Below are 13,213 nucleotides of genomic sequence, written 5' to 3' on the forward strand. Positions count from 1 at the left end.
CAGTGAGCACTTGTTCTGTGTGTTCTCCGAGCAACGGAGGAGCCTGTCGATATGAGACCGGTGTACCGGATAACCGGATTGGACTGGCCACCTGCGGCACCATACCAGCCAAGGGATGCGGCAGTTCCATTTGGAGCCTGCGAGCCACGATTTGTGGGTCGGCGAACACTTGAGCCAAGTCATTGATCGGCCCACAGGGAACGCCAACTGTCTCCAGCGCAGCCAGCCAATCGGCGGTGGTACGGAACACCGTGGTCTGTCGGATCAACGGAATCAGCTTGTCGCGATGAGCAACGCGTGCCTGATTGCTCGCAAAGCGCTCATCCAAGGACCACTCTGGATGCCCGGCCACCTCACAGAAACTATGAAACTGCTCGTCGTTACCCACGGTAAGAATGAAGCTTCCATCCGCCGTAGGGAAATCCTGATACGGCACTATGTTCGGATGGGCGTTGCCGAGCCGGCGCGGCGGCTGACCCGTAGTCAGATAGTTCAGCGTCTGATTGGCCAGACAGGCCACCTGCACGTCCATGAGAGCCAGGTCGATGTACTGACCGATGCCACTCTGCTTGCAGTGATACAGGGCTGCCAGCACAGCAACGGCGGCATAAAGCCCGGTAAGAACGTCGGTCACTGCCACTCCGACCTTGAGCGGGCCAGCCCCCACCTCGCCGTCCGCACGCCCGGTCAGGCTCATCAGCCCCCCCATGGCCTGGATCATGAAGTCGTAACCAGGACGTTCGGCATAGGGTCCGGTCTGGCCAAAACCGGTGATGGAGCAGTAGACCAATCGCGGATTGATGGACCTGAGCGACGCATAGTCAAGACCATAGGCAGCCAATCCGCCTACCTTGAAGTTCTCCAGCAGCACATCGGAGCGGCAGGCCAAATCGCGGATCAGCCGCTGGCCTTCGGGCCGCCTCAGATCAACAGTGATGGAGCGCTTGTTGCGGTTGGCCGAGAGGAAGTAGGCCGCCTCGGAGGTCTCCTTGCCTTGGGCATCTTTGAGAAAGGGCGGCCCCCAGTGGCGGGTATCGTCCCCCACTCCGGGGCGCTCGACCTTTATGACCTCAGCGCCAAGGTCGGCCAGAATCTGTCCAGCCCAAGGCCCGGCAAGCACCCTAGAAAGCTCAAGCACACGGATCGAGGAGAGCGCGCCGGACATGGGAACTCATCAACAAGTAACGCAGATAGCCAAAGCCTAGCCCAGCGGATCGCTGCTCGCCGCAAGAGGAAGCATGCAACCTTTTTGCTTCCATCCACTCTGATAGCGCGGGTATTTTAGACTAAAGTAGGGAGTGGTAATTTCATTACGCGGAATGAGGCAGCCCCCTCAAATTCATCCGCTAGCCCAAGCGACAGCGACAGGCCGGCCCCGTCGACCCGGATTGGCACCGACAGCCCGCCTCTGGTCTAGGCCACCAATGTTTCGCTGTGGCCGAACAAGACTTCTTCGAGTTTTGGCCCAGGGAAGAGTTACGAAATCAAACAAGGAGAAAAACGTGCATATTGGCGTTCCACTAGAAACCCATATCGGGGAGACAAGGGTTGCCGCTACGCCGGAAACGGTAAAGAAGCTGGTCAATCAAGGTCACACTGTCACCGTGCAAAGCGGGGCCGGCCTCAATGCCAGCCTTCCGGATGGTGCATTCGAAACAGCTGGTGCGAAGGTTGGCGATGCAGCAGCGGCCCTCGGTGCCGACATCGTGCTCAAGGTCGTGGCCCCCAGCTCGGCCGAATTGGCCCAGATGAAGACCGGCGCAGTGCTGATCGGCATGCTCAACCCATTCGACGATGACAACATCGCACGCATGGCCGAATGCGGCATCACCGCCTTCGCCCTGGAGGCAGCGCCGCGCACCTCACGGGCGCAAAGCCTCGACGTGTTGTCCTCGCAGGCCAACATTGCCGGCTACAAGGCGGTCATCCTCGCAGCCAACCACTACCCGCGCTTCATGCCGATGCTGATGACTGCCGCCGGCACCGTGAAAGCGGCCCGCGTGTTGATCCTTGGTGCCGGCGTCGCCGGTCTGCAGGCGATCGCCACAGCCAAGCGTCTGGGTGCGGTGATCGAGGCCTCCGACGTGCGTCCGGCGGTGAAGGAGCAGATCGAATCCCTCGGTGCCAAGTTCGTCGATGTCGCTTTCGAAACCGAGGAAGAGCGCCAATGCGCCGAGGGTGTGGGCGGCTATGCCCGGCCGATGCCGGCATCCTGGATGGAGCGCCAGGCCAAGGCTGTGCATGAGCGCGCCAAGCAGGCCGATATCGTCATTACCACGGCGCTGATTCCCGGGCGCAAGGCGCCGACCCTGCTGCACGAAGCCACCGTACAGGAAATGAAGCCGGGCTCGGTGGTCGTCGATCTCGCCGCCGCACAGGGCGGCAACTGTCCGCTGACGGTGCCCGACGAGGTGGTGGTCCGTCACGGCGTAACCATCGTCGGCCACAGCAACCTGCCGGCCCTGGTGCCGGCCGACGCCTCCGCGCTTTACGCGCGCAACCTGCTGGACTTCCTCAAGCTGGTGATCGACAAGGACGGCCACTTCCACCTCGACCTGGAAGACGACATCGTCAAGGCCTGCCTGATGTGTGAAGGCGGTCGGGTCGCGCGGATCAACGGCGGAACCTCCAGCCCGTCGGCCTCCGCAGCGCAGGCAACGAAAGAAAAGGCATAAGGATAAGAACATGGACCTGATTTCCGACGGGCTTTACAACCTGATCATTTTTGTACTGGCGATCTACGTCGGCTACCACGTGGTGTGGAACGTCACACCCGCCCTGCACACTCCGCTGATGGCGGTAACCAACGCCATATCCGCGATCGTCATCGTCGGCGCCATGCTCGCTGCCGCACTCACCGAAACCGGCCTGGGCAAGCTGATGGGCACCCTCGCCGTGGCCCTGGCCGCCGTCAACGTGTTCGGCGGCTTCCTAGTCACCCGGCGCATGCTGGAAATGTTCAAGAAAAAAGCGGCGAAGGCGGAGGCCAAATAAATGAGCATGAACCAGATCACCCTCCTTTACCTGATTGCCTCGGTGTGCTTCATCCAGGCGCTGAAGGGGCTCTCGCATCCGACCAGCTCGCAGCGCGGCAACCTGTTCGGCATGGTCGGCATGGCCATTGCCGTGCTCACCACGCTGGCCCTGGTGTTCAAGCTGAATGCCGAAGTCGCGGGCAGCGGCATTGCCTTCATCATCCTCGGCCTGTTGCTCGGTGGTGGCGTTGGCACCCTGATGGCCAAGCGCGTCGAGATGACCAAGATGCCCGAGCTGGTCGCCTTCATGCACAGCATGATCGGTCTGGCCGCAGTATTTATCGCCATTGCCGCCGTAGTGGAGCCGCAGTCGCTGGGTATCGTGCAGACCATGGATGCGCCGATCCCGGCTGGCAACCGCCTGGAGCTGTTCCTCGGCGCGGCGATCGGTGCCATTACCTTCTCCGGCTCGGTGATCGCCTTCGGCAAGCTGTCGGGCAAGTACAAGTTCCGTCTGTTCCAGGGCGCACCGGTGCGCTTCCAGGGCCAGCACCTGATCAACCTGCTGGTTGGTCTGCTCATTCTCGCCCTCGGCCTGGCCTTCACCTTCAATGGCAGTACCAGCGCCTTCACCCTGCTGTTGCTGCTGTCCTTCGCCATCGGCGTGCTGCTGATCATTCCCATCGGCGGCGCCGACATGCCGGTCGTGGTGTCGATGCTCAACAGCTACTCGGGCTGGGCCGCGGCCGGCATCGGCTTCTCGCTGAACAACTCGATGCTGATCGTCGCAGGTTCGCTGGTCGGCTCGAGTGGCGCGATCCTCTCCTACATCATGTGCAAGGCCATGAACCGGTCGTTCGTCAACGTGCTGCTCGGCGGCTTCGGTGCCGATGCCAGCGCCGGCGGCGAAACCGTCCAGGAGCAGCGCAGCGTCAAGTCCGGCTCGGCGGACGATGCGACCTTCCTGCTGTCCAATGCCGATAGTGTGATCATCGTCCCCGGCTATGGCCTGGCGGTGGCCCGCGCCCAGCATGCGCTGAAGGAGCTGGCGGAAAAGCTCACCGAGCACGGCGTCGACGTGAAGTTCGCCATCCACCCGGTCGCCGGTCGCATGCCCGGGCACATGAACGTGCTGCTGGCCGAGGCCGAGCTGCCCTACGAGCAGGTCTACGAGATGGAGGACATCAACTCCGAATTCGGCCAGACCGACGTGGTGCTGGTGCTGGGCGCCAACGACGTGGTCAACCCGGCGGCGAAGAACGATCCCAAGTCGCCGATCGCCGGCATGCCGATCCTGGAGGCCTTCAAGGCCAAGACCATCATCGTCAACAAGCGCTCCATGGCCAGCGGCTATGCGGGGCTCGACAACGAGCTGTTCTACCTGGACAAGACCATGATGGTCTTCGGCGACGCCAAGAAGGTGCTCGAGGACATGGTCAAGGCCGTGGCCTGAAGCATCCACACCTTCCCCTCCGACCGGTCCGCAAGCGCGGACCGGCAAACGCCCCGGCCTGTTCGGGGCGTTTGCCTTTAACGATGCATGAAAACTCGAACGGTTCCGGACGGACGGCGCTGCCGGCCTGGCCGGCACCGCAGGGCTTGAACTAAACTGCGCCGACCAGCGAAGGAGCTCTCACGATCCGAGCTCTGCATGCCCCCATCACCTGCCAGGTTGGAAGGAGTTGCCCATGTCTCGTTTGCACCTGTTCGGCGCAGCCGTACTGCTGCTCGCAGCCACCAGCGCCCCAGCCACCAGCTTTGTGGTCACCACCGACACCACTGTCGACGCCCTGGATGCCACTACCGACGTCACGTCCTCGCCCTTCAGGGACGACAAGATCGTCCGTGCCGCCCATGCCGATGCCGCCAGCTTCGTAGCCAGCGACGGCGCCATTCGTGGTGCGCGCCTGGAAGCAGCACTCGCGCATATCCGTAGCCAGCTGCCGCAGCTGAACGCCAGCGACATGCAACTGGCGCAGGCCATCCTCGCCCTCTGAGCCGGCGCCCGAAGCCTCCCGCCGCTGCCTGTGCAGGATGGCGGCACGCTCCAGCCTGCGCCCGAGTCTGCCTGCAGAGGTCGCACTCGTCTCTCCACCTGTCCCAAGATACTGGTCCGGCCGGATCGATTCCGTTACTTTCTCGCTCCCGACTACCGGCTGTCGCCCAGGCATGTACCCGGCCGCTGACATCGCCCTGAACGTCCAGCCCGTCGAAACGCTTCCAGCCGTAACCGAGATATCCGTCATGCGTCATTCCCTGCTCGCCATCACCCTGCTGCTGCTCAGCGCCGCCACTCAGGCCCAGACCCTGAAGGCCACCAGCAACATCGTCGTGCGCGCCCTCGATCGCTCCATCGATTTCACTTCCGACACCACCACCTCGATCCGTGACATGAAGGTGGTGCTCGATGCTCGCGACGATGCCGCCAGTTTTGTCGCCAGCGCCGGCGCGATCCGCGGCGCGCAACTGGAAGCCGCTCTCGGCGCGATTCGCGAGCGCCTGCCGGAAGCCCGCGAAGTCAGCGACCAGGCCCTGGCCGAAGCCATCCTCGCCCGGTGACCAGACACGGCGCCGGGCTGCTCGCTGCAGCCCTGCTGCTGGCCAGCACCAGCCTGCATGCCGAGCTGCGCCTCGCCCTGCATACCGACGGCCTGAGCGCGGCCCAACGCCAGGCCAGCCAGACCCTGCTCGACGAAGCCCGGGCCCTCCTGCCGCCCCGCCTGCGCAGCCAGCTGGATCGCACCGTGGAGGTGCGCTGGAGCCGGCACCTGCCGGAAAACGGCTACGGCCGGGCCAGCCGTCCCGATCGCCTCGAACTCAACGCCCGCCTGCTGCCGGGACTGGCCGACGGCACGGCGGCCAGCGCCAGGACCGGTCGCCCCCATGGCACGGTGCGCCGCGAACTGCTGGCCACCGTGCTGCATGAGCTGACCCACCTCTACGACCGCAGCCGCGCCTGGCCGGCGGAACATCGGGTGCTGCTGCAGCGCTGTCGCCAGCAGGCCGGCAGCCTCGGCCCGGTCGGTCTCGCTGAGCGCTGTCGCGGCCAGACCGAGCGCCGCTTCACCCTCTCCGACGACCCGCGCCTGCTGGATCTGGCCGGCTGGCAACAGGCCGTCGGCCGCCGCGGCGAGCGCGAGCGCGACAACGGCCAGGTGGCGCGCAGCCCGGACCTCTACGAATTGAGCAACCCGCGCGAATTCGTCGCGGTGAATCTCGAATACTTCCTGCTCGATCCCGCCTACGCCTGTCGGCGCCCGTCGCTGTACCGCTACTTCAGGGAGCACTTCGGCTGGGCACCTGCAGAGCCCGCCGAGTGCCCGTCGACCTACCCCTACCTCAACGCCGGCCGCGACTTCGCCCGCCAGCCCCTCGGCCAGCTCGATCCCGAGCGGGTCTACGAAGTCGACTACCTGTTCGCCGAGGCCAACGACAACTGGGTCAGCCGCTGGGGCCACAGCATGCTGCGCCTGGTGATCTGCGCCCCCGGCCGGCCGCGCGGACCGGCCTGCCGACTGGATCTCGACCAGCATCTGGTGCTTTCCTACCGGGCCTTCGTCGGCGATGTGCAGCTCTCCAGCTGGGACGGCCTGACCGGCAACTACCCTTCGCGGCTGTTCGTCCTGCCACTCAATCAGGTGATCGACGAGTACACCAAGGTCGAGCTGCGCAGTTTGGCCTCGGTGCCGCTCAGACTCAGCGACGAGGAGCGCCGCAGCCTGTTCGAGCGCGCCGCCGAGCAGCACTGGAGCTATGACGGCGACTACTGGTTCCTGTCCAACAACTGCGCGGTGGAGACCCTCAAGCTGCTGCGCGCCGGCACGGCCCGCGCAGAGCTGGAGAGTCTCGACAGCATCATGCCCAACGGCCTGCTCGACCTGCTGGTCGGCCGCGGCCTGGCCGATCGCAGCCGGTTGGACGATCCGCAGGAGGCGCTGCGCCTGGGCTACCGCTTCGACTCCTTCCGCGAACGTTACCAGGCGATGTTCGCGATCCTGCGCCAGCGCCTGAGCGTGCCCCAGGAAAGCGTCGAGGACTGGCTCGCGCTGCCCGCCGACGAGCGCCGGCCCTGGCTTGCCCGTGCCGATCTGCGCGCCAGTGCTGCTCTGCTGCTGCTCGAACAGGCAGCCATGCGACGTCAGCTGCTGCTCGCCCAGGAAGAGCTCAAGCAGCGTTATCTGAGCGGCCGCGAGGAGGATCGCCGCACCCCCGAGTTGGCCCGGGCCGGCGCCACCCTGGACAAGATTCTCGCCAACAGCGGCTTCCTGAGCCGCCCGGCGGAGTTGCTCGACGGTGGCTACGGCCTGCCGCAGGCCGGCGAGTGGCCACGCCTCGAACAGCAGAGTGCCGCTCGCCAGCAGGGCCTGCGCCAGCTCAACGACGACCTCGACCGGGAGTTGCGCGCCCTGCTGCTGCCGCGGCGCCTGGCCGAGCTGCAGGCCGTCGAGACCAACCTCCGCCAGCTCGGCGAGCACCTGCGCATGCTGCACAGGGCTGCCGAGGGCCTGCAACTGCCCGGCGCCGAACTTGTCCGTCCCGCACCGCTCTGATGAGAACACCCCACTCGACGGAGGACACCTCATGAAAAGGACAGGATCGGCCGTCTGGCAAGGCAACCTGAAGGAAGGCAAAGGCAGCGTCAGCACCCAGAGCGGCGCGCTCAAGGAGCAACCCTATGGTTTCAACACCCGCTTCGAGGACCAACCCGGTACCAACCCCGAGGAGCTGATCGGCGCAGCCCACGCCGGCTGTTTCTCCATGGCGCTGTCCAAGATGCTGGGCGATGCGGGCCTGACCCCGGAGCGCTTGGAGACCCGGGCCGACGTCACCCTGGAAAAGCAGGGCGAGGGCTTCGCAATCACGGTCATCGACCTGACCCTCAAGGCCCGGGTGCCAGGGGCCACGCCCGAGCAGTTCGATGAGCTCGCCAACAAGGCGAAGGAGGGCTGTCCGGTCTCCAAGCTGCTGAATGCGCAGATCAACCTGAAGGCCACGCTGGAAGGCTGAAGCCGCAGGCGGCCTTGAGCACAGCGCATCTCCGTCTTGGATGACGTGTGGGCAAGGCCGCGCTTTCTCGTATCTCCAGCATTCCCCAGCAGGGCTTCGCCTGTACCTATCAAGCGCTTGCCTCACAGGGCGGCCCCTGTCCAAGATGACCGGTCTCGGGAAGTCTGGGGATGCTCATGCCCGCCCTGCTGTTGGCCCTCTGGCCGCTGTTCGCGCTGATCGTCGGCGGCTACCTGCTGCGCCGCCGGAACTTCCTCGGTGAAGGCTTCTGGCCCGGTGCCGAGCGGCTGAACTACTTCGTCCTGTTCCCCGCCCTGCTGTTTCACAGCCTCGCCAAGGCACCGCTGGACAACCCGGCCCTGCCGCGCCTGGCAGCAGCCGTGCTTCTGGGACTCGCGCTGGCCTGGAGCACCCTGCTGCTGGGACGGCTACTGTACGGCTGGCCTGCTGCGCGCTTCGGCGCCCTCGTCCAGGGCCTGCTGCGCTTCAATACCTACCTCGGCCTGGCCGCGATCGGCAGTCTGTTCGGCCCGCCGGGTCTGGCCCTCGCTGCGCTGATGCTGGCGCTGCTGGTACCGGCGGTGAACCTGCTGTCGGTCTGGGCGCTGACCGCCGAGCGCGGACTCAATATCGGCCTGCTCCTGCCCATCGTGAAGAACCCGCTGATCCTCGCCTGCCTGGCCGGGGCACTGATCAATCTGACGGGATTGCCCCTGCCCGCCGGCAGCGAACGCCTGCTGTCCCTGCTCGCGGCGGCCAGCCTGCCGCTCGGCCTGCTTTGCGTCGGCGCTGCCCTGCAGCCGCGAGAGCTCGCCGGCGAGCTGCCGGCCCTCGCCTGGAACTGTGCCCTGCGGCTGCTCGCCATGCCGCTGCTGGCCTGGACCGTGGCCCGCCTGCTCGCCCTGCCGGCCCTGGAAAGCACCGTGCTGGTGCTGTTCTTCGCCCTGCCCACCGCCCCCACCGCCTACGTGCTGACCCGCCAACTGGGCGGCGACGGCCACCTGATGGCCGGTCTCATCACCCTGCAGACCCTGCTGGCAGCCGCCAGCCTGCCGCTGGTGCTGACACTGCTACCCTGATCCGGACGGGCGCCAAGCGTGGCCCCGTCGCCGGCAGCGCCCCCCCCTTTTAGGCGAAGTGGAGCTCTTTTGTGACAGAAATATGATATGAATCAAAAAAGCGCTCCGGGCATGATCACCGCGACGGTGAACACGCCGGCGCTCCCCATTGTCCCAACTGCTCAGGGGGGCCTCAGCATGCTAACGCTGCTTCACCTGCTGTCTGCCATCGCCCTGCTCGTGTGGGGCACACATATCGTCCGTACCGGCATCCTGCGCGTCTACGGCATGCAACTGCGCCAGCTGCTCAGCCACAGCATGCGGCGGACGCCCCTGGCCTTTCTCACCGGCATCGGCGTCACCGCTCTGGTGCAAAGCAGCAACGCCACGGCCATGCTGGCCAGCGCCTTCGTCGCCGAGGGGCTGATGGCTCTGGCCCCGGCGCTGGCGGCCATGCTCGGCGCGGACGTCGGCACGGCCGTGATGGCGCGGGTGCTGACCCTGAATCTGTCCTGGCTGTCGCCGCTGCTGCTGCTGTGCGGCGTCAGCCTGTTCCTGTCGCAGAAGCGGAACCGCGCCGGCCAGCTCGGCCGGGTGGCGATCGGCCTCGGCCTGATCATGCTCGCCCTCGAACTGATCGTCGCGGCCAGCGAGCCCATCACCCATGCCCAGGGACTGGGCCTGCTGTTCGCCTCGCTGACCGGCGACCCGCTGCTCGCTGCAGTGATCGGTGCCCTGTTCGCCATGCTCACCTATTCCAGCCTGGCCACGGTGCTGCTCACCGCCACCCTGGCCGGTGCCGGGCTGATCGATCTGCCGCTGGCCATCGGCCTGGTGATCGGCGCCAACATCGGCAGCGGCATGCTCGCCTATCTCAACAGCAGCCTGCTGGCCGCCGCCGGACGCCGGGTCGCCCTCGGCAACCTGCTGTACAAGCTGCTCGGACTGCTGGTGCTGCCGCTGCTCGATCCGCTGGCGACCTGGATGCGGACGCTGCCGCTCAGCCTGCAGGACCAGGTGATCGGTTTCCATCTGGCCTACAACAGCCTGCGCTGCCTGCTGCTGCTGCCCAGCGTCACGCCGATGGCGCACCTGTGCACCCGCCTGCTGCCGGAGCGGGTGACGGAAAGGAATAGCACGGCCCAGCCGCGCTATCTCGACCCCGATGCCCTGCCCACACCGACCCTGGCGCTTGCCAACGCGGTGCGCGAGACCCTGCGCATCGGCGATCTGGTCGAGCAGATGCTCGGCCATCTGCAGGACGTGCTGCTGGAGCACCGGGCCGAGGCGGGCCATGAGCTCCGCCGGCTCGAGGACGAGCTGGACAAGCTCTACGGAGCGGTGAAGCTGTATCTGGCCAAGCTGCCGCGGCAGGCGCTGGACGAGGCGGAAGACCGCCGTTGGGCGGAAATCATCGAACTGGCGGTCAACCTGCGGCAGGCCGGCTACATCCTCGCCAAGATGCAGCGCAGGGCCGAGCGGCGCAGCATCACTCGCCCCGATCTCGAGGAGCTGGCGGAGCTGCATGCCGAACTGCTGGCCAACCTGCGCCTGGGACTGAGCGTGTTCCTTTCCGGCGACCCGCGCAGCGCACGCCAGCTGCTGCGCCAGAAGCGCCGCTTCCGCGCCCTCGAGCGGCGCCTGGCGCACGCTCATGTCGACCGCCTGCATCGCCAGATCCTGCACAGCCCCGAAGTCGGCTCGGCCCATCTGGAGCTGCTGGAGGACATGAAGCGCCTCAACTCGCTGTTCTGCTGCAGCGCCTATGTGGTGCTGGAGGCCGAGGCCCAGAATGCCGACCGGCCGAACGAGAAGTCCGAACACGACCGGCAGGATGGCGAGCTGCATTGCCTGCTGGCCGATGACGCGGCGAACAGGCCGCCCGGCCGGACAGCGGGAGGCTCAGCCGGCTGAACGCGGAGCGGGCCGGCCCCCGGCAGGTGCGGCAAAGCCCGTGCGCATGCGTGCCTTGCCGCTAGAATCCGCCTTCCGCGTTCCGATGATGTCGTCATGCAGTCCTGGCAAAACCGCCTCCAGCAATTGATCGCCCTGACCAGCCGCCATCCCCGCCTGCTCGCCCTGTTCGGCTTCGTGTCCGGCCTCGCCAGCTTCCTCCTGGTCGAGCGCAAGGAAAATCTGGCCAGCCTCATCGCCGTGGTGATGCTGGTGAGCTGGGCCTGGCTGCTGCTGGAAAACCTGCTGAACCGCCGCCTGAGTCGCTGGTTCGGGCTGAAGCTGCCTCCGCCGCTGCTGCGCTACGCGACGCAGATGGTCCATCAGGAAAGCCTGTTCTTCGTCCTGCCCTTCTTCTTCACCACCACCACCTGGAACAGCGGCCAGGCAGCCTTCACCGGCCTGCTCGGCCTGGCCGCACTGGTATCGATCATCGACCCGCTGTACTACCGCTGGCTGGCGCCGAAGCGCTGGGCATTCATGGCCTTCCACTGCCTGACCCTGTTCGCTGTGCTGCTCACCACCCTGCCGCTGATCTACCAGCTGGCGACGCCGCAGAGCTACCGGCTGGCCCTGGCCAGCGCGGTGCTGCTGGCTTTCCCCAGCCTGCTCGGAGCCTTGAACGGGCAGAGCTGGCGGCGCCGGCTGCTCCTGATCGGCCTGCTCACCGCCCTCGGCGGTGCCGGCTGGTGGGCCCGCACTTGGGTACCGCCGGCCACCCTGTGGCTGAACGCGGTGGCGGTGACCCAAGAAATCGACGGACGCAACCGCAAGCCCGGCACCAGCCTCAAGCGCATCGAACTCGCGCGGCTGCAGGCCCAAGGTCTCTATGCCTACACTGCGATCCACGCCCCGCGCGGCCTGAACGAGCGCATCTATCACGTCTGGCGGCGTGCCGGCCGGGAGGTGGACCGCATCCCCCTGGAGATCCGCGGCGGCCGCCAGGAAGGCTACCGTGCCTGGAGTCACAAGCGGCGCTTCCCCGCAGATGCCCTCGGCCGCTGGGAAGTCCGCGTGCAGACAGAAGCCGGCCAGTTGATCGGCGTGCTGCGCTTTCGGGTCGTCGAATAGATTGATGGCTATCTGGAGCACTCGTCCCAGACGGTCTGGCAGTATATTTTACCGGTGCATGGCAATTAGCTGCAGGCAAATCCGCTCAATTCGGTTATCGTTGCGGCATTACGTCTCACCCAACATTAGGCTACTAGGAGGCCACTGATGGAATATGGTAATGCCCAGCTGACCATGACCGTGCTGATGACGCCGGACATGGCCAACTTTTCCGGCAACGTACATGGCGGCACGCTGCTCAAACTGCTCGACGAAGTCGCCTACGCCTGTGCCAGCCGCTATGCCGGCTGCTATGCAGTGACCCTCTCGGTGGACCAGGTGACCTTCCGCCAGCCGGTCCACGTCGGCGAGCTGGTGACCTTCCTCGCCTCGGTCAACTATACTGGCAGTACATCCATGGAGATCGGCATTCGGGTCGTCACCGAGAACATCCGCGAGCGCACCGTACGCCACACCAACAGCTGCTTCTTCACCATGGTGGCCCTCGACGAGAATCGCAAGCCCACCCAGGTACCGCCGCTGCAGCCCACCACGGAACAGGAAATTCGCCGCTACGAACAGGCCAAGCGGCGCCGCGAACTGCGCCAGGAACTGGAAACACGCTACAGGCAGATCAAGAACAAGGCCTCCTGATCCAGACGACGAATGCACAGGCGTCGACCGACGGATCAACTAAGCTGGGCTCGACGTCACAGGTAGAACAACAACAATCATGCTGACTCTCGCCAACCTGTCCATTCTGTTGCTGCTGGCCGGCATTGGTGCCTGGCTGTGGCATACCCATGGTCTGCGTGAGCGGGCCCTGGCCGCAGTCAGGCAGCACTGCGCGAAGACGGGCGTCGAACTGCTCGACGACAACGTCGCCCTACGCAGTTTCGGCCCGCACCCTGATGCCCGTGGTCGCCAGCGCATGGCCCGCATCTACGATTTCGAATTCACCGTCACCGGCGAACAACGCTATAACGGCAGCATCGTCATGTTCGGCCGGCATGTCGCCCGCATCGAATTGGGCGCCCATCCCTTTCCCGCACCGCCACATTCCTCTCGCCAGTCCGCCGAGGTGATCCAGTTCGATCAGTGGCGCCGCAAGCACCCCCCGCACAAGCAACACCATCACTGAACGCCTGCACGACACCCGAACGCCAAGCC

General features: G+C 65.7%; 13 protein-coding genes (1 of these 13 running past the window's edge). 12 read left to right on the top strand and 1 reads right to left on the bottom strand.

The features are described from left to right. Positions 1-1,165, bottom strand: partial view of a CaiB/BaiF CoA transferase family protein gene (locus tag GCU53_RS11810; RefSeq protein WP_152387786.1) — the 5' portion only. The gene continues 56 nt to the left of window position 1, outside the view; 1,165 of the gene's 1,221 nt are visible here — the first part of the coding sequence; the start codon lies at positions 1,163-1,165; its stop codon lies beyond the left edge, outside the window. 337 nt (positions 1,166-1,502) lie between these two features. On the opposite strand from GCU53_RS11810, the gene GCU53_RS11815 reads away from it, so the two are divergent. From GCU53_RS11815 to GCU53_RS11870, 12 genes are all read left to right on the top strand, one after another. Beyond that, positions 1,503-2,675 (top strand): Re/Si-specific NAD(P)(+) transhydrogenase subunit alpha, encoded by a 1,173-nt coding sequence (locus tag GCU53_RS11815; protein WP_152389874.1) that lies wholly within the window; start codon positions 1,503-1,505, stop codon positions 2,673-2,675. Between the two features lie 10 nt (positions 2,676-2,685). After that, complete coding sequence (locus tag GCU53_RS11820) at positions 2,686-2,994, top strand: NAD(P) transhydrogenase subunit alpha part 2 (protein ID WP_039800922.1); 309 nt, start codon at positions 2,686-2,688, stop codon at positions 2,992-2,994. Continuing rightward, a complete protein-coding gene (locus tag GCU53_RS11825) occupies positions 2,995-4,428 on the top strand; it encodes an NAD(P)(+) transhydrogenase (Re/Si-specific) subunit beta (RefSeq protein ID WP_152387787.1) in 1,434 nt (477 codons plus the stop codon). It abuts the gene before it with no gap. A gap of 235 nt (positions 4,429-4,663) precedes the next feature. Continuing rightward, positions 4,664-4,972, top strand: coding sequence for a DUF2388 domain-containing protein (locus tag GCU53_RS11830; protein ID WP_152387788.1), 309 nt, complete (start codon positions 4,664-4,666; stop codon positions 4,970-4,972). Positions 4,973-5,219: 247 nt separating this feature from the next. After that, positions 5,220-5,534: a DUF2388 domain-containing protein gene (locus GCU53_RS11835; protein WP_152387789.1), complete on the top strand. Its 315-nt coding sequence runs from the start codon at positions 5,220-5,222 to the stop codon at positions 5,532-5,534. Continuing rightward, positions 5,531-7,525 (top strand): DUF7844 domain-containing protein, encoded by a 1,995-nt coding sequence (locus GCU53_RS11840; RefSeq protein WP_152387790.1) that lies wholly within the window; start codon positions 5,531-5,533, stop codon positions 7,523-7,525. Before GCU53_RS11835 ends, GCU53_RS11840 begins: the two co-directional genes overlap by 4 nt. 31 nt (positions 7,526-7,556) lie before the next feature. Next, positions 7,557-7,982, top strand: coding sequence for an OsmC family protein (locus GCU53_RS11845; RefSeq protein ID WP_152387791.1), 426 nt, complete (start codon positions 7,557-7,559; stop codon positions 7,980-7,982). A 176-nt stretch (positions 7,983-8,158) separates the two neighbouring features. Then, a complete protein-coding gene (locus GCU53_RS11850) occupies positions 8,159-9,061 on the top strand; it encodes an AEC family transporter (protein ID WP_152389875.1) in 903 nt (300 codons plus the stop codon). 177 nt (positions 9,062-9,238) lie between these two features. Then, positions 9,239-10,954 (top strand): Na/Pi cotransporter family protein, encoded by a 1,716-nt coding sequence (locus GCU53_RS11855; RefSeq protein WP_152387792.1) that lies wholly within the window; start codon positions 9,239-9,241, stop codon positions 10,952-10,954. A 96-nt stretch (positions 10,955-11,050) separates the two neighbouring features. Continuing rightward, positions 11,051-12,064: a DUF5924 family protein gene (locus tag GCU53_RS11860; protein WP_152387793.1), complete on the top strand. Its 1,014-nt coding sequence runs from the start codon at positions 11,051-11,053 to the stop codon at positions 12,062-12,064. Positions 12,065-12,211: 147 nt separating this feature from the next. After that, the gene (locus GCU53_RS11865; RefSeq protein ID WP_152387794.1) at positions 12,212-12,697 is read left to right on the top strand and encodes an acyl-CoA thioesterase; all 486 of its coding nucleotides are present in this window, start codon (positions 12,212-12,214) and stop codon (positions 12,695-12,697) included. A gap of 79 nt (positions 12,698-12,776) precedes the next feature. Beyond that, a complete protein-coding gene (locus tag GCU53_RS11870) occupies positions 12,777-13,184 on the top strand; it encodes a DUF3301 domain-containing protein (protein ID WP_152387795.1) in 408 nt (135 codons plus the stop codon). The last annotated feature ends 29 nt before the right edge of the window (positions 13,185-13,213 follow it).

This window comes from Azotobacter salinestris, assembly GCF_009363155.1.
In the GTDB taxonomy this organism is placed as follows: domain Bacteria; phylum Pseudomonadota; class Gammaproteobacteria; order Pseudomonadales; family Pseudomonadaceae; genus Azotobacter; species Azotobacter salinestris.